The organism is Kosakonia oryzendophytica (assembly GCF_900094925.1).
Classification (GTDB): Bacteria; Pseudomonadota; Gammaproteobacteria; order Enterobacterales; family Enterobacteriaceae; genus Kosakonia; species Kosakonia oryzendophytica.
On the sequence record NZ_FMAY01000001.1, the window covers coordinates 636,283 to 650,756 of the forward strand.

General features: G+C 55.5%; 17 protein-coding genes. 3 read left to right on the plus strand and 14 right to left on the minus strand.

Annotated elements, in window-relative coordinates; translation table 11 throughout:
• Nucleotides 1-66: 66 nt before the first annotated feature.
• The 10 genes from pepB to trmJ form a co-directional block, all read right to left on the minus strand.
• Entirely contained in the window at nucleotides 67-1,353 is a 1,287-nt protein-coding gene (gene pepB, locus GA0061071_RS02960) for an aminopeptidase PepB (protein WP_088238218.1), read from the minus strand.
• Nucleotides 1,354-1,415: 62 nt separating this feature from the next.
• The gene (iscX, locus tag GA0061071_RS02965; protein WP_061493707.1) at nucleotides 1,416-1,616 is read right to left on the minus strand and encodes a Fe-S cluster assembly protein IscX; all 201 of its coding nucleotides are present in this window, start codon (nucleotides 1,614-1,616) and stop codon (nucleotides 1,416-1,418) included.
• A 1-nt stretch (nucleotide 1,617) separates the two neighbouring features.
• Nucleotides 1,618-1,953: an ISC system 2Fe-2S type ferredoxin gene (gene fdx, locus GA0061071_RS02970; protein WP_039079657.1), complete on the minus strand. Its 336-nt coding sequence runs from the start codon at nucleotides 1,951-1,953 to the stop codon at nucleotides 1,618-1,620.
• A gap of 1 nt (nucleotide 1,954) precedes the next feature.
• Nucleotides 1,955-3,805, minus strand: coding sequence for a Fe-S protein assembly chaperone HscA (gene hscA / locus GA0061071_RS02975; RefSeq protein ID WP_088238219.1), 1,851 nt, complete (start codon nucleotides 3,803-3,805; stop codon nucleotides 1,955-1,957).
• Nucleotides 3,806-3,822: 17 nt separating this feature from the next.
• Nucleotides 3,823-4,338 (minus strand): co-chaperone HscB, encoded by a 516-nt coding sequence (gene hscB / locus GA0061071_RS02980; protein WP_088238220.1) that lies wholly within the window; start codon nucleotides 4,336-4,338, stop codon nucleotides 3,823-3,825.
• A 72-nt stretch (nucleotides 4,339-4,410) separates the two neighbouring features.
• Entirely contained in the window at nucleotides 4,411-4,734 is a 324-nt protein-coding gene (iscA, locus tag GA0061071_RS02985; protein WP_017459009.1) for an iron-sulfur cluster assembly protein IscA, read from the minus strand.
• Nucleotides 4,735-4,751: 17 nt separating this feature from the next.
• A complete protein-coding gene (gene iscU / locus GA0061071_RS02990) occupies nucleotides 4,752-5,138 on the minus strand; it encodes a Fe-S cluster assembly scaffold IscU (protein WP_007370804.1) in 387 nt (128 codons plus the stop codon).
• 29 nt (nucleotides 5,139-5,167) lie between these two features.
• Complete coding sequence (iscS, locus tag GA0061071_RS02995) at nucleotides 5,168-6,382, minus strand: cysteine desulfurase (protein ID WP_061493704.1); 1,215 nt, start codon at nucleotides 6,380-6,382, stop codon at nucleotides 5,168-5,170.
• Nucleotides 6,383-6,501: 119 nt separating this feature from the next.
• Entirely contained in the window at nucleotides 6,502-6,993 is a 492-nt protein-coding gene (gene iscR / locus GA0061071_RS03000) for a Fe-S cluster assembly transcriptional regulator IscR (RefSeq protein WP_061493703.1), read from the minus strand.
• A gap of 218 nt (nucleotides 6,994-7,211) precedes the next feature.
• Entirely contained in the window at nucleotides 7,212-7,943 is a 732-nt protein-coding gene (trmJ, locus tag GA0061071_RS03005; protein ID WP_061493702.1) for a tRNA (cytosine(32)/uridine(32)-2'-O)-methyltransferase TrmJ, read from the minus strand.
• Between the two features lie 117 nt (nucleotides 7,944-8,060).
• Here trmJ and suhB point away from each other — a divergent pair, with 117 nt between their 5' ends.
• Nucleotides 8,061-8,864: an inositol-1-monophosphatase gene (suhB, locus tag GA0061071_RS03010; RefSeq protein WP_061493701.1), complete on the plus strand. Its 804-nt coding sequence runs from the start codon at nucleotides 8,061-8,063 to the stop codon at nucleotides 8,862-8,864.
• Nucleotides 8,865-8,912: 48 nt separating this feature from the next.
• Here suhB and GA0061071_RS03015 read toward each other — a convergent pair whose 3' ends face one another.
• Both GA0061071_RS03015 and GA0061071_RS03020 read right to left on the minus strand, forming a co-directional pair.
• Nucleotides 8,913-9,893 (minus strand): nickel/cobalt transporter, encoded by a 981-nt coding sequence (locus GA0061071_RS03015; RefSeq protein WP_061493699.1) that lies wholly within the window; start codon nucleotides 9,891-9,893, stop codon nucleotides 8,913-8,915.
• Nucleotides 9,884-10,522, minus strand: coding sequence for a DUF1007 family protein (locus GA0061071_RS03020; RefSeq protein ID WP_088238221.1), 639 nt, complete (start codon nucleotides 10,520-10,522; stop codon nucleotides 9,884-9,886). The genes GA0061071_RS03015 and GA0061071_RS03020 overlap by 10 nt, the downstream gene beginning before the upstream one ends.
• Before the next feature lie 125 nt (nucleotides 10,523-10,647).
• On the opposite strand from GA0061071_RS03020, the gene csiE reads away from it, so the two are divergent.
• Nucleotides 10,648-11,925 (plus strand): stationary phase inducible protein CsiE, encoded by a 1,278-nt coding sequence (gene csiE, locus GA0061071_RS03025; RefSeq protein WP_061493695.1) that lies wholly within the window; start codon nucleotides 10,648-10,650, stop codon nucleotides 11,923-11,925.
• On the opposite strand, the gene GA0061071_RS03030 is transcribed toward csiE, so the two are convergent.
• Both GA0061071_RS03030 and rcnR read right to left on the minus strand, forming a co-directional pair.
• A complete protein-coding gene (locus tag GA0061071_RS03030) occupies nucleotides 11,922-13,073 on the minus strand; it encodes a 3-phenylpropionate MFS transporter (protein ID WP_088238222.1) in 1,152 nt (383 codons plus the stop codon). The genes csiE and GA0061071_RS03030 overlap by 4 nt on opposite strands.
• A gap of 82 nt (nucleotides 13,074-13,155) precedes the next feature.
• Nucleotides 13,156-13,428 carry a Ni(II)/Co(II)-binding transcriptional repressor RcnR gene (gene rcnR, locus GA0061071_RS03035; protein ID WP_061493691.1) on the minus strand — a complete coding sequence of 91 codons (273 nt, stop codon included), beginning with the start codon at nucleotides 13,426-13,428 and terminating at the stop codon, nucleotides 13,156-13,158.
• A gap of 142 nt (nucleotides 13,429-13,570) precedes the next feature.
• Here rcnR and GA0061071_RS03040 point away from each other — a divergent pair, with 142 nt between their 5' ends.
• Complete coding sequence (locus GA0061071_RS03040; RefSeq protein WP_088238223.1) at nucleotides 13,571-14,458, plus strand: nickel/cobalt efflux protein RcnA; 888 nt, start codon at nucleotides 13,571-13,573, stop codon at nucleotides 14,456-14,458.
• The last annotated feature ends 16 nt before the right edge of the window (nucleotides 14,459-14,474 follow it).

The following is a 14,474-nucleotide window of genomic DNA, read 5'->3' on the forward strand; positions in this document are numbered from 1 at the left end:
CTGGATGGGAGAGGACGCGCGTTTCCCTTACCGGGAGAGCGTCAGGGTGAGGGTAAAGATGAAATATTATTCAGCCGTTAACAGATTCGCGAGCGTGCGCACACCCAGACCGGTGGCCCCTGCCGCCCACTGCTCCACCGCCGCTTTACGGTAGGTTGCGGAACAGTCGATATGCAACCAACCCTGCTGATAGTTTTCCACAAAGTGCGACAGAAAACCGGCCGCGGTGCTCGCGCCAGCCGGGAAAGCTGCACTGGCAGTATTGTTCAGCTCGGCAAAGTTCGACGGCAGCTGATTACGGTGAAACTCCGCCAGCGGCAAACGCCAGAACGGCTCATTCTCAGCGGCAGCACTGCTCAGCAAGCGGCCAGCCAGCGCGTCATCGAAGCTAAACAGCGCATGGTAGTCATTGCCCAGCGCCGTTTTCGCCGCACCCGTTAGCGTGGCGGCGTCGATGATCAGTTCCGGTTTCTGCGCGGAAGCGTCGATCAGACCATCGGCCAGCACCAGACGCCCTTCAGCATCGGTATTCATGATCTCAACGCTTTTACCGTTGCGGTAGTGGATAATATCGCCCAATTTAAAGGCGTTACCGCTAATCAGGTTGTCGGCGCAGCAGAGCCACAGTTTGACGCGTTTGTTCAGGCCGCGATTAATAGCGAAAGCCAGTGCACCGGTTACCAGTGCCGCGCCCCCCATATCGGATTTCATTGAATCCATAAACGCGCTCTGTTTAATGCTGTAACCGCCGGAATCGAAGGTAATACCTTTCCCCACCAGCGCGGCATACACCGGCGCATCCGGATTACCGGTTGGGTTATAGTCCAGTGCCAGCAGCACGGGCGGGCGTTCGGAACCCCGTCCGACAGTATGCAGACCGAGGTAGTTCTGCTCGCGCAGATCCTCACCTTTGGTGATGCGGTAAGCGATTTTATCGCCTCCAACACTGTGCAGCAGATCCACCGCACGCTGCGCCAGTTGTTCCGGGCCCAGTTCTTCCGCCGGGGCGTTGATGGTGTCGCGTACCCAGTCAATGACTTTCAGGCGGCTATCCAGCTCTTTCTGCTCAGCCTCATCAAGCGCCGCCCACTCCACTTTGCGCGTGCCTTTCGGCCCCTTATAACCCGCCCAAAATGCCCAGCTACGATCGGCATTCCAGCCTTCACCGCTCAGTGCAACGTGCTTGATGCCCAGGCCGTCGATTTTACGCGCTGCGCGCTGAATAAGCCCCAAATCATCTTTACCGGTCAGGTGCAGAGCGATGCCGTCATTATTGATGCTGTATGCGGCTTTTTCACCCCAGCGCGCATCGGCAGGTTGCGTGGTTAACGTAATTTTCATGGCTTCTGTCATTTTATTTATCCTTATTAGCGCATTCGTGAAAACGGGCCGCCCGAAGGCAGCCCGTTAGATGATTACGATGCTTCGTCTAACCAGACTAGCAGAATCGCTTCGAGAATTTTTTCATTCGATGCATTCGGATCATCATCAAACTCTTCCAGTTCGCAGATCCACTGATGCATATCGGTGAAACGAACGGTCTTCGGATCGAGATCCGGGCGGCTGTCATACAGCGCCTCGCCGATTTCACGGCTGTCGGTCCACTTCAGCCCCATATCAGTGCTCCCGTGCGTGGTTGATGGTGTAACGCGGGATCTCAACCACCAGATCTTCATCGGTGACGCGCGCCTGGCAGCCTAAACGGCTTTCCGGCTCCAGCCCCCAGGCTTTATCCAGCATATCATCTTCGTCTTCACTGCTTTCCGGCAGAGAATCGAAGCCCTCACGCACGACACAGTGACAGGTGGTGCAGGCGCAGGATTTTTCGCAGGCGTGCTCAATTTCGATGCCGCCGCGCAAGGCAACATCAAGAATGGTTTCACCGCTCTTCGCTTCCAGAACTGCGCCATCCGGACAGAGATCCTGATGAGGCAGAAAAACAATTTTAGGCATATTAAACCTCGTCGACGGAATGGCCTTTCAGCGCGGTACGCACGGATTGGTCCATGCGGCGGGCGGCAAATTCCTGGGTTTGTTTATCTACATTTTTAATGGCTTGTTCTATCGCGGCGGTATCATCACCCTCGGCAACGGAGCGCAGTTGCGCCACCGCCTCGTCGATGACCGCACGCTCTGCGGCGCTTAACAGCGCGGCGTCAGCGGCGAGCGCACCGGACAGACTTTCCAGTACGCGCGCGGCTTCCACTTTCTGTTCCGCCAGCATACGTGCTTTCACGTCCTGCCCGGCAAAACTCATGGAGTCTTTGATCATGTCGGCGATTTCGCCATCGGTGAGACCGTATGACGGTTTCACCTGAATTGAGGCTTCCACCCCGGTGGATTTCTCCATGGCGGTCACACTCAGCAAACCATCGGCATCGACCTGGAAGGTGACGCGAATATGCGCGCCGCCAGCGGGAAGCGCAGGAATGCCCCGCAGCGAGAAACGCGCCAGAGAGCGGCAGTCCTGCACCAGTTCACGCTCGCCCTGCATCACATGGATGGACATCGCAGTTTGACCATCTTTAAAAGTGGTGAACTCCTGTGCGCGCGCGACCGGAATAGTGGTATTACGCGGGATCACTTTCTCCACCAGGCCGCCCATGGTTTCAAGCCCAAGCGACAGCGGGATCACATCCAGCAACAGCATTTCGCTGTCCGGCTTGTTGCCGACCAGAATGTCCGCCTGGATTGCCGCGCCAATGGCGACAACCTTATCCGGATCGATCGATGTCAACGGCGTGCGGCCAAAAAATTCGCCCACACGCTCGCGTACCAGCGGCACGCGGGTTGAGCCGCCGACCATTACCACTTCAAGCACCTCATGCGCTTCCACGCCCGCATCTTTCAGCGCGCGACGGCAAGAGAGCAGCGTACGTTTCACCAGGGTTGCGATCAGATCGTCGAACTGTGCTCGCGTGATCACACCCTGCCAGCCCGCCACATCGACAGCTGCGCTGTCGGCATCGCTCAGCGTAATTTTCGCGGCAATGGCCGCATCCAGCAGTTCTCGCTGCAGGCGTGCATCGCTGCGATCGTCAAGCCCCGCCTGCTCGCGAATAAAGTCTGCCAACAGGTGGTCAAAATCATCCCCACCCAGAGCGGAATCACCGCCGGTGGCCAGTACTTCAAACACCCCGCGGCTAAGACGCAGGATGGAGATATCAAAGGTACCGCCGCCAAGATCATACACGGCGATCACGCCCTCTTTGCCCGAGTCCAGACCGTAAGCAATGGCTGCCGCGGTCGGTTCGTTCAGCAGGCGCAGCACGTGCAGCCCCGCCAGCCGCGCGGCATCTTTCGTGCCCTGACGTTGTGCGTCATCAAAATAGGCGGGCACCGTGATCACCACACCGTCGAGATCGCCAGACAGCGTCTGTTGCGCGCGTTCAGCAAGGGCTTTGAGAATATCGGCAGAGACACGAATCGGGTTAACCAGACCGGCCTCGGTGACAATCATCGGCAGACCGTTTTCGCTGGACTGGAACTGCCATGGCAGATGTGGATAGCGCGCCTGGATGTCCGCAAGACTACGGCCCATCAGGCGTTTTACCGAGCTAATAGTGTTGACCGGATCCAGCGCGGCGTTGCGGCGGGCGTCATAACCCACACTGTGGCTGTCCGCCTGGTAATGCACCACGGAAGGGAGTAAATGGCGACCTTCGCTGTCGGCCAGCGTTTCCGCCTGACCGCTGCGCACGGTGGCAACCAGCGAATTGGTGGTGCCAAGGTCGATGCCCGCCCCCAGGCGACGCTGATGCGGTGCGGCGCTCAGGCCGGGCTCACTGATTTGTAATAAGGCCATTGTTTGCTTCCAAAAAATTAAAAACCGAGCAGTTTTTCTTCGAGTTGTTCTGTTGCGCTGCGCAGTTTATCGAGAAAACGCAGTTTACGCACGGTATCCGCCGCTGCGTCCCACGTTTGAGTATCTAACTGTTCTACCATTAACTGATGGCGCGCGTCGTACATCCCTTTCACGCGCGTCTGGAAAGACTCCAGTCGCGTTGCATCTTTCGCACGCTCAATCTCGTCCAGCTCTTCACGTAGCTCCAGCTGTTCCATCAAAAAAGCGGTATCCCGCACCGTGTGTTGCTCAGAGGCTAAATCAAACCCGTGTAATGACAACAGGTATTCGGCGCGCGTTAGTGGGTTGCGTAAGGTTTGCCAGGCCTGATTAATGGTGGCAGATTGCTGCACGGCGGCAAGTTGCTCAGCCTGCGGCTGACTGGCAAAGCGGTCAGGATGGAACTGACGCTGTAAATCCTGGAAACGTGTCGCCAGCGCCTGCGTGTCGAGTTGGTAATGGGCTGGTAACCCAAAGAGGGTGAAGTAATCCATAACAGTTCCGGGTGTGCAATCGAAACAAACCCCACGCACAGAGGCCTGCGGTGGGGTCATCAATGATGGCGATTAAACGTTGAAGCTTTCGCCGCAACCGCACTCATCTTTCACGTTCGGGTTGGTGAATTTGAACCCTTCGTTCAGGCCTTCTTTGACAAAGTCCAGTTGAGTACCGTCGAGGAATTGCAGGCTTTTGCCGTCGACCACGACCTTCACGCCTTTGTCTTCAAACACCGTATCTTCTTCGTTCGGCGCATCGACAAATTCCAGTACATAGGCCATACCAGAACAACCGGAGGTTCTGACCCCCAGACGCAGACCAAACCCTTTACCTCGGTTGGCCAGGAAGGTATTGACTCGCGCAGCGGCACTGTCGCTCAGGCTAATGGACATGACAACAACCTCCTGCCTTATTTCGCTTCTTGTTTGCTTTTGTAATCCGCGATGGCGGCTTTAATCGCATCTTCCGCCAGGATGGAGCAGTGAATTTTCACTGGCGGCAGTTCCAGCTCTTCGGCGATATCGGTGTTTTTGATCGCCTGAGCTTCGTCCAGAGACTTGCCCTTCACCCACTCTGTCACCAGGGAACTGGAGGCGATGGCGGAACCGCAACCGTAAGTTTTGAAACGTGCGTCTTCGATAATGCCTTTATCGTTCACTTTGATCTGCAGCTTCATCACGTCGCCGCACGCCGGTGCGCCAACCATACCGCTGCCAACGCTATCGTCGCCGTTGTCAAAAGAGCCCACGTTGCGCGGATTTTCGTAGTGATCGATTACTTTTTCGCTATAAGCCATTCTAAATTCTCCTGTTTGCGCAACCGTTATTAATGATGAGCCCATTCGATCGTGGTTAAATCCACGCCCTGTTTGAACATTTCCCACAGCGGGGAGAGTTCGCGCAGACGACCAATGGATTTACGCACCAGTGCGATGGTGTAGTCGATCTCTTCTTCGGTGGTAAAACGCCCTAAAGAGAAACGGATGGAGCTGTGTGCCAGCTCATCATTCATGCCCAGCGCGCGCAGCACGTAGGACGGTTCCAGGCTTGCAGACGTACAGGCAGAACCAGACGAAACAGCCAGGTCTTTCAGCGCCATGATCAGCGATTCGCCTTCAACGTAGTTAAAGCTGACGTTGAGAATGTTCGGCGCGCCGTGCTCCAGGTCACCGTTCAGGTAAACTTCTTCGATATCGTTGATGCCATTCCACAGACGGCTACGCAGGCCGCGCAGACGCTCCATTTCGGTCGCCATCTCTTCTTTGGCGATGCGGTAGGCTTCACCCATGCCGACGATCTGGTGAACAGGCAGCGTACCGGAACGCATACCGCGCTCATGACCGCCGCCGTGCATTTGCGCTTCAATGCGTACACGTGGTTTACGTTGCACATACAGCGCGCCAATGCCTTTCGGACCGTAGATTTTATGGCCGGAGAAGGACATTAAATCCACTTTCAACTGGCTCAGATCGATAGGCAGTTTACCGACGCTCTGCGTTGCATCAACGTGGTAGATAATACCGCGCGCACGGCACATTTCGCCGATGGTCGCGATGTCCTGCACTACGCCGATTTCGTTATTCACATGCATGATGGACACGAGGATGGTGTCTTCACGCATCGCTGCTTCCAGCTCTTTCAGGTCGATAATACCGTTGCTTTGTGGAGCCAGGTAAGTCACTTCGAAACCTTCGCGCTCTAACTGGCGACAGGTATCCAGCACGGCTTTATGTTCGGTTTTGCTGGTGATGATGTGCTTGCCTTTTTTCTGATAAAAGTTGGCTGCACCTTTAATCGCCAGGTTATCGGATTCGGTTGCACCGGAAGTGAAGACGATCTCACGCGGATCGGCACCAACCAGCTCAGCAATCTGGTTACGGGCGATATCTACCGCCTCTTCAGCTTGCCAGCCAAAACGGTGTGAACGGGAAGCAGGGTTACCAAAGGTCCCGTCCAGGGTCAGAAACTGCATCATTTTCTCGGCAACACGCGGGTCCACCGGCGTGGTTGCGGAGTAGTCGAGATAAATCGGTAATTTCATTGCTCTTTAAACTCCGTACATCGCTCTAATGCAAGGAATCAGGCAACCGGCTGGATGTACGACCGTGTTAACAGGGCACATAACTGTGCCCTGGCCCGATTCTGAATTCTGTTTTTTTATTATGCGCGCAGTTTAACGTCGATAGCGTCTTGTGCGCGGGTCGTGCGATGAGATTCGTGGGAGTGCTGTCTGCCGGAGACGTCGAGGATTTCCTGGTTATTCACCAGTTCGCCCAGCGTAATGTTATTTAAAAAGTCGGTCAGACGGTCACTCAGATCGCGCCACAGCGCGTGGGTCAGGCACTTATCGCCGCCCTGGCAGCCACTTTTCCCCTGGCAACGGGTCGCATCCACGGATTCGTCAACGGCGCTAATCACTTCACCGACGGCAATGCTGCCCGCTTCTTTACCCAGCAGGTAACCGCCGCCCGGACCACGTACGCTGGCCACCAGGCCATTTTTACGCAGGCGGGAGAACAACTGCTCCAGATAGGAGAGTGAAATTCCCTGACGCTCAGAAATATCGGCCAACGGAACCGGGCCTGATTCGGAGTTGAGTGCAACGTCCAGCATTGCAGTCACGGCATAACGCCCTTTAGATGTCAGTCTCATGTCTTACTAGCCTCAGACTCGCCCCTGCCCGGGGATTATTATTAAAATGTTAATGTTGCATAGCAGTCGCAAGTCTGACATTCCTGACTAAATTGGTCAACTATTTAGTTGACTGTTTTAGTCAGGTATTTATCCTTTCGTGCTGTGGTGTTTATGACCCGATGGCGCGCCTGCTTTTCTGGACTACGCGTCAGATAAAGCAAAGCAGCCATCCAGCGCTATTGCTTTTGGTTCTGCTCAATAGACGCCAGAATGCCGCGCAGGATATTCAGTTCCTGGCTTTCCGGACGTGCGCGAGTGAACAGACGGCGCAGTTTATTCATCACCTGACCGGGATGGTTTTCACGGATAAACCCGGTTGCCAGCAGCGTTTGTTCCAGATGCCCATAAAAGCGCTCAAGATCGTCTACCAGCGGGTACGGCGTCTCTTCATGATGAGCGGCCGGGGCATCGCTTGCCTGCGTCGCCAGCCAGGCCATGCGCACTTCATAAGCTATCACCTGCACCGCCATAGCGAGGTTCAGCGAACTGTATTCCGGGTTAGCGGCGATGGCGACGTGGTAGTGGCATTTTTGCAGTTCATCGTTGGTCAGACCTACGCGTTCACGGCCAAAGACCAGCGCAACCGGCGCATGTTCCGCCTCGGCAACGCTTTTCAGACCACATTCGCGTGGATCCAGCATTGGCCATGGCAACGTACGCGAGCGTGCGCTGGTGCCCACCACCAGACTGCAACCGGTCAGTGCTTCGTCCAGCGTATCGACAATGTTTGCATTGCCAATCACATCGCTGGCACCTGCGGCGAGCGCAATAGCCTGAGAGTCCGGTTTAACCAGCGGATTAACCAGCCACAGATTGGTTAACCCCATTGTTTTCATCGCGCGGGCAACGGAGCCCATATTGCCAGTGTGAGAGGTCTCCACCAGCACAATTCGAATATTTTGCAGCATAGATTTTCAACGGCTAAAGAATATTTGCGCATATTACCATAAAGCGAAGACATAATCCGAATTCGCTGCTATCATACGCGCCGTTTTCCGTTCTTTAACATCCAGTGAGAGAGACCGATGCATCCGATGCTGAACATCGCCGTGCGTGCTGCGCGCAAGGCGGGTAATTTAATTGCCAAAAACTACGAAACCCCTGACACCGTAGAAACCAGCCAGAAAGGCAGCAATGATTTCGTGACTAACGTTGATAAAGCCGCCGAAGCGGTAATTATTGACACCATCCGCAAATCTTACCCGCAACACACCATCATCACCGAAGAGAGTGGTGAGCACGAAGGCGCTGACCAGGATGTACAATGGGTTATCGATCCACTGGATGGCACCACCAACTTTATCAAACGCCTGCCGCACTTCGCGGTATCTATCGCCGTTCGTATTAAAGGCCGCACTGAAGTCGCGGTGGTTTACGATCCGATGCGTAACGAACTGTTCACCGCCACGCGCGGCCAGGGCGCGCAGCTTAACGGTTACCGTCTGCGTGGCAGCACTGCCCGCGATCTGGATGGCACCATCCTGGCGACCGGTTTCCCGTTCAAAGCCAAACAGCACGCCACTACCTATGTAAATATCGTCGGTAAACTGTTTACCGAATGCGCGGACTTCCGTCGTACCGGTTCCGCTGCGCTGGATCTGGCCTACGTTGCAGCAGGCCGCGTTGATGGTTTCTTTGAGATCGCACTGAAGCCGTGGGATTTTGCTGCCGGCGAACTGCTGGTGCGTGAAGCGGGCGGTCTGGTGTGTGATTTCACGGGCGGTCATAACTATATGATGACCGGCAACATCGTCGCAGGTAACCCGCGTGTCGTGAAAGCGATGCTGGCGAACATGCGCGAAGAACTGAGCGACGCGCTGAAACGCTAAGTTATTAGTGGATAGCCCGGTGGCACCATGCCTATCGGGCTATCACGCTTAAAACGGCCTTAAGCCGCCGCCCGGCGGTAATGCACTGACCCACATCACTCCCGCCGCACAAACCAACAGTACGCCCCCGGCCAGCGCCAGCGTCGTCCAGCCCACCTGCCGCCACAGCGATGGCGCCTGATTGCCACTGAGTTTTATCGCCAGTTGGCGAAAGCCGTGCACCAGCAATGCCAGCGAACTGATGGTCAGCGACGTACCCGCCGCCATTGCCAGCGCCGATGCGATCCCCCAGGCAAAGACACCGATCACTTTACTGAACAGTAGCACCATAATGGCCCCGGAACAGGGTCGCATACCCATCGACAAGATAATTGCCAGCCGTGCCCGCCAGTCCTCACCACTTTGCAGTTGCGACGGCGACGGGAGATGGTGATGCCCACAGCCACAGCCTTCATGATGCACATGATGCGGAGTAAAAGATCGAAATACCGGCTTTTTCAGCAGCGCGCGCAGTTGCCTGACAGCACGCCAGCACAGCAGCACACCCAGTGCGCCAACCAGCAAATAGCTACCCTTTTCCAGCCAGTAGCCACTCATATGCAACTGACGAGCAGGCAACGCCAGTATGCTTAACACGACGACCACCAGCACAATCGCCACCAGCCCCTGCAATAGCGACGAGGCCAGCGTCAGCCCAATTCCGGAACGCAGTTTCGACGGATGGGTCGCCAGCCAGGTGGTGATCACCACTTTGCCATGCCCTGGCCCTAATGCATGCAGCACACCATAGACAAAACTGAACAGCAGCAACGAACCTCCCGTTTTGCCGGGGTTTTCTGCCACGCTTTTTAGCAGGTTGCTCATCTGCATATTCACATCGCGCTGCCAGACCACGCTTTTTACCATCACCTGCGGCCAGGCTTGCCATAGCCAGAACGCACCAGCAACGGCGAACAATACAAAGAGCGCCAGCGGCCACCAGTGCAGCAAACGCCGTTTACGCAGTGTGCTCGCCGGGATTACTGACATGCCAGCGTTACCGTCTGCGCGAATTGTTTACCCAGTTGCATGTCTTCCTCCGGGGCATCTTCTTTATCCAGCGACTGGGCATAATTCAGCACCTCTTCGCCAGGCTTTGGGGTATGAACCGCCACCTTACACGACGTTTGCAGCGCGCCGGACAGCGAGGCATCGCTATCATGTTCGTAACTCATGTCCACATAATATGTAGGATCGAAGGTAGCAAAGGTGTATGTCTGGCCGTGAAGAGGCTGCGGTTGCGCGAGAGGCAGAATAAATGTCAACACCGCCTGGTGTCCCTCCCGCGCCATACCATATTCCGTGGGCCGGTTGAGAAACTTCACCTTCTGCCCGTCGTGCCACACTTCGGTAAAATAGTGCTGGCCTAATACGTTAGCCATCACTTCCGCCGCCAGCTTTTTCCAGATTTCCTCACCGGGTTTCGCATTGCCCGCGTCGTACAGCAAATCCGCGGAGGTGATCTCATCCATCGTCCAGCGCATTTTCAAGCCGGTAAACTGCCCGTTCTCTGCTAATACTTGTGTTTTCAGGCGGATAAAACTATGGGGGTGCGCCGCCACTGAGAATGATAAAAGCGCGAGAAAAACGCCCCAGGCGCACTGTTTAACTGCTTGCATATATTCCTCACGTGAAAAATTCTGTGATGCTCTCCGGCAATCCTGAAGGAAAGAGCAGCGGCTGCGCTATCGCACAGCATAGCTTTAACTACGCTTATCAAACACCCCTAACTGGAATCTGACAGATGACAATTGTAATGACGCCCCCATCTGCGCTCTCCAGTCCGCAGCGACGCTGCCAGGTACTGCTGATGCTCGCGCTGCCAGGGCAATATGTCACTATGGAACATATCAGCGCCATGAATGGTGTGGACGATCATGTGGCACGCCAGGATCTTGCCGAGACCGAAAGCGAGATCCGCCGTTACCATCGTCTTTCCATCGTGCCACAGCATAACGGCGGTTACCGGATTGAAGGCGCAACGCTGGATCAGCGTTTATGCCTGCTGCACTGGCTGCGGCGCTCACTCCGGCTATGTCCGCAATTTATCACGCAGCATTTTACCCCGACATTAAAAACCGCGCTCAGGCAGCAAGGGATCGCCAGGACCCTGTATGACGATACCAATTTGCGTGCGTTAATTAATCTGTGTGCCCGCCGCCTGCAACGCTCTTTTGAGTGCCGGGATATACAATTTTTGCGCCTCTACCTGCAATATTGCTTACTGCAAAATCATCATGGACACACGCCGGAGTTCAACCCGGTGCAGCAGAGCTGGGCGCAGATGCGCGAAGAGTATCAGGTCGCGCAAGATATTGTGCGCCACTGGCGGCGGCGTGTGATCGCGCATCCACAAGAGAATGAGCATCTGTTCCTGTCACTGTTATTTATGATGGTGCGGATCCCCGACCCTCTGCGCGACAGCCACCACCAGGATCGGCGGTTACAGCAGGCCATCAACCGGATGATTGTCCGTTTTCGCGATCTGGCAGGCCTGCGTTTTAGCGATGAGCAAGGACTCAGCGCACAGCTCTATATCCATCTGGCACAGGCGCTGGATCGCAGCTTGTTTGGCATCGGCATCGATAACAGTCTGCCGGAGGAGATCCATCAACTCTATCCGCGTTTGATGCGCACCACCCGCAGCGCATTGCAAGCGTTGGAAGAGGAATACAGCCTGCGTTTCAGCGATGAAGAAGCCGGCCTGGTAGCGGTGATTTTCGGTGCCTGGCTGATGCAGGAGAACGATTTACATGAAAAGCAGGTGGTGTTAATTACCGGCGAAGACAGCGCGCGGGAACAGGAAATAGAACAACAGCTGCGTGAATTAACGCTGCTGCCGCTCACGATTAACTACCTGCCACTGGCTGAGTTTCGCCAGCAAGGCGCGCCGCGCGATGCCACACTGATCGTCACGCCGTACACCACGCCGCTGCCGCTCTTTTCGCCACCGCTGATCCACACCGATGGCCCATTAAGCACACAGCAACAGCAGCATATTCGTGCCATGCTGGAGTGCTAACTGGCAACGGACTGCTGTGCGGAAACTCGCGGTCGCAGGAAGATGGCCGGGATCGCCAGCAGCGCCATCACCCAAAACAGCCCCTGGTGCAGATGCTCGAACAAGAACCCGGCAATCATGGTCATCAACGCAATGCTTCCCCCCATCGCAACGGCGGAGTAGACCGCCTGCAAACGGATCACTTCGCTGCCCTTGCGCGCCGAGATATAACGCATGCCGGCCAGGTGGCAAACGGTGAATGTTCCGCAGTGCAGGATTTGCGCGACAATAAGCCAGGGCAAGTCGGTGGTCCAGCCCATCAGACTCCAACGCACCAGCCCGGAAAACGCGGAAAGCAGCAACAAGTCGCGCGCACTGAAGCGACGGAAGAGACGGTTGCTGAGCGTGAAGATGATGACTTCCGCGACCACCCCCAATGACCAAAGGTAACCCACCGTCGAAGCGGAATACCCGGCAGATTGCCAGTAGATTGCGCTGAAGCCGTAATAGGCGGCATGCGCGCCCTGCAGCAGGGAGACACAGGCGAGAAAACGCCAGTTCTGGACAATCAATTGACGCCATGCCTGCCAGCCAGCACCTTCCTGATGGCGCTGTTCCCCCTGCGGTAAGATGGAAGGCCGTAACAGCATACCCAGCAGCATGGATGCCACGCCAAGCGTCAGCATCGCCAGAATCGCCCGATAATCATACAGGCTCACCAGCTTACCGGTCAGTGCAGAACCAATCACAAAAGCAATGGATCCCCAGACCCTGACGCGGCCATAGTCCATGGTGAATTGTTTTTGCCAGGTACCGGCCAGTGCGTCGGTCAGCGGCACCAGCGGCGAGAAGAAGAGGTTAAAGCCCACAATCACCACCGTCAGCCAGGCCACGTGGTTGCCTGCATAAAAGGCAAGCGCAAACAGGCATGTCACCAGCGCCAGCACACGCAATGCAGTGATCAGACGGGACGGATCGCTAACGCGTGGCGCAATAAGCAAACTGCCCAGAAAACGTGCCACCAGGCCTGCGCCCAGCAACATGCCGATAATTTCCGGGGTTAATCCCACGCCTTTGAGCCAGACGCTCCAGAAAGGTAAGAAAATGCCGTAGCTGAAAAAGTAGGTGAAATAAGCGAGCGCCAGCCAGCGCGTGGACTGCAGAACCATGATTTCCTCCTGAATGGAGGCGATAGTCTGGCGGCAAATAGCCTGGCTGGCAAGTAACAATCAGATAACAAGGTGTGGCGGCCTAACGGATGTATGAATCCAGCACGCTTAATACGACATCCAGGTCTGCTTCGCGCTTAATTTCATCGCTTTCATGGACGATATGATCGGTCAGATGCCCTTTAATCACTTCGCGCATTAAGCCATTCACCGCACCACGGATGGCCGCGATTTGCTGCAAAACCTGTGCGCATTCATGCGGTTCGTCGAGCATTTTTTTCAGCGCAACCACCTGCCCTTCTATTTTGCTTGCCCGCGCTTTTAGCTTTCGTTTATCCCGAATGGTGTGCGACATACAGACCTCAGTTTCATCGTGCTTCACAGACGATAGCATACCATGCAACAACTGGGGGGGAGTTTCTTTCTACTGGGGGGTAGTATTTTTTACTGGGGGGGAGTAGATTTAAGCGCACAAAATGTTACCGAGAATTATTCTCATGAATGACTTCACCACCCTTTTTCAGCAAGGGAACGCCTGGTTTTTTATTCCCAGCGCAATTCTGCTCGGCGCCCTGCATGGCCTGGAGCCAGGACACTCAAAGACCATGATGGCGGCGTTTATTATCGCGATCAAAGGTACGGTTAAACAGGCCATCATGTTAGGGCTGGCAGCCACGGTCTCTCATACCGCGGTAGTCTGGCTGATCGCATTGGGCGGGATGTTTATCAGCCAGAAATTTACCGCCCAATCGGTGGAACCCTGGCTGCAAATGATCTCCGCCGTGGTGATCCTCGGTACAGCAACGTGGATGTTCTGGCGGACATGGCAAGGGGAAAGCGCCCGACGTGCAGGCCATCATCACCACGATCATCATGACGATCATCACCATCATCATCACGGCCACGCTCCGCAGCCACGCGGGTTAATCTTCCAGCCACAACTCGCTGCGGTGCGTGCACAGCCAAATATCCTCGCCATGCGGAGCGTAGCAAAAGAAGAAGAGGAGTATCAGGATGCGCATGAACGGGCACACGCCCGGGATATTGAGCGACGTTTTAACGGTGGTGACGTCACCAATGGACAAATTCTGCTGTTCGGCCTGACCGGTGGCTTGATCCCATGCCCGGCGGCCATCACCATTCTACTTATCTGTCTTCAGCTTAAGGCGCTGACATTAGGTGCAACGATGGTGGTCTGTTTCAGTATTGGCCTGGCGCTCACGCTGGTCGCCGTTGGCGTAGGTGCGGCAATCAGTGTACAACAGGCGGCAAAACGCTGGTCTGGCTTTAATACACTCGCCCGTAAAGCCCCCTACTTTTCCAGCGTGTTGATCGCTCTGGTCGGTATTTACATGGGCTTTCACGGCTACGCCGGTTTGCAATAAGGCATAAAAAAAGCCC

What these genes read in the sequence shown, in the direction of transcription:
- GA0061071_RS03020 (WP_088238221.1), bottom strand. Translation starts at nt 10,522, where the DNA reads ATGCAAGCAGTTAAACAGTGCGCCTGGGGCGTTTTTCTCGCGCTTTTA.
- iscS (WP_061493704.1), bottom strand. Translation starts at nt 6,382, where the DNA reads ATGAAATTACCGATTTATCTCGACTACTCCGCAACCACGCCGGTGGAC.
- iscU (WP_007370804.1), bottom strand. Translation starts at nt 5,138, where the DNA reads ATGGCTTATAGCGAAAAAGTAATCGATCACTACGAAAATCCGCGCAAC.
- csiE (WP_061493695.1), top strand. Translation starts at nt 10,648, where the DNA reads ATGACAATTGTAATGACGCCCCCATCTGCGCTCTCCAGTCCGCAGCGA.
- iscR (WP_061493703.1), bottom strand. Translation starts at nt 6,993, where the DNA reads ATGAGACTGACATCTAAAGGGCGTTATGCCGTGACTGCAATGCTGGAC.
- suhB (WP_061493701.1), top strand. Translation starts at nt 8,061, where the DNA reads ATGCATCCGATGCTGAACATCGCCGTGCGTGCTGCGCGCAAGGCGGGT.
- GA0061071_RS03030 (WP_088238222.1), bottom strand. Translation starts at nt 13,073, where the DNA reads ATGGTTCTGCAGTCCACGCGCTGGCTGGCGCTCGCTTATTTCACCTAC.
- GA0061071_RS03040 (WP_088238223.1), top strand. Translation starts at nt 13,571, where the DNA reads ATGAATGACTTCACCACCCTTTTTCAGCAAGGGAACGCCTGGTTTTTT.
- hscB (WP_088238220.1), bottom strand. Translation starts at nt 4,338, where the DNA reads ATGGATTACTTCACCCTCTTTGGGTTACCAGCCCATTACCAACTCGAC.
- pepB (WP_088238218.1), bottom strand. Translation starts at nt 1,353, where the DNA reads ATGACAGAAGCCATGAAAATTACGTTAACCACGCAACCTGCCGATGCG.
- trmJ (WP_061493702.1), bottom strand. Translation starts at nt 7,943, where the DNA reads ATGCTGCAAAATATTCGAATTGTGCTGGTGGAGACCTCTCACACTGGC.
- iscX (WP_061493707.1), bottom strand. Translation starts at nt 1,616, where the DNA reads ATGGGGCTGAAGTGGACCGACAGCCGTGAAATCGGCGAGGCGCTGTAT.
- rcnR (WP_061493691.1), bottom strand. Translation starts at nt 13,428, where the DNA reads ATGTCGCACACCATTCGGGATAAACGAAAGCTAAAAGCGCGGGCAAGC.
- fdx (WP_039079657.1), bottom strand. Translation starts at nt 1,953, where the DNA reads ATGCCTAAAATTGTTTTTCTGCCTCATCAGGATCTCTGTCCGGATGGC.
- iscA (WP_017459009.1), bottom strand. Translation starts at nt 4,734, where the DNA reads ATGTCCATTAGCCTGAGCGACAGTGCCGCTGCGCGAGTCAATACCTTC.
- GA0061071_RS03015 (WP_061493699.1), bottom strand. Translation starts at nt 9,893, where the DNA reads ATGTCAGTAATCCCGGCGAGCACACTGCGTAAACGGCGTTTGCTGCAC.
- hscA (WP_088238219.1), bottom strand. Translation starts at nt 3,805, where the DNA reads ATGGCCTTATTACAAATCAGTGAGCCCGGCCTGAGCGCCGCACCGCAT.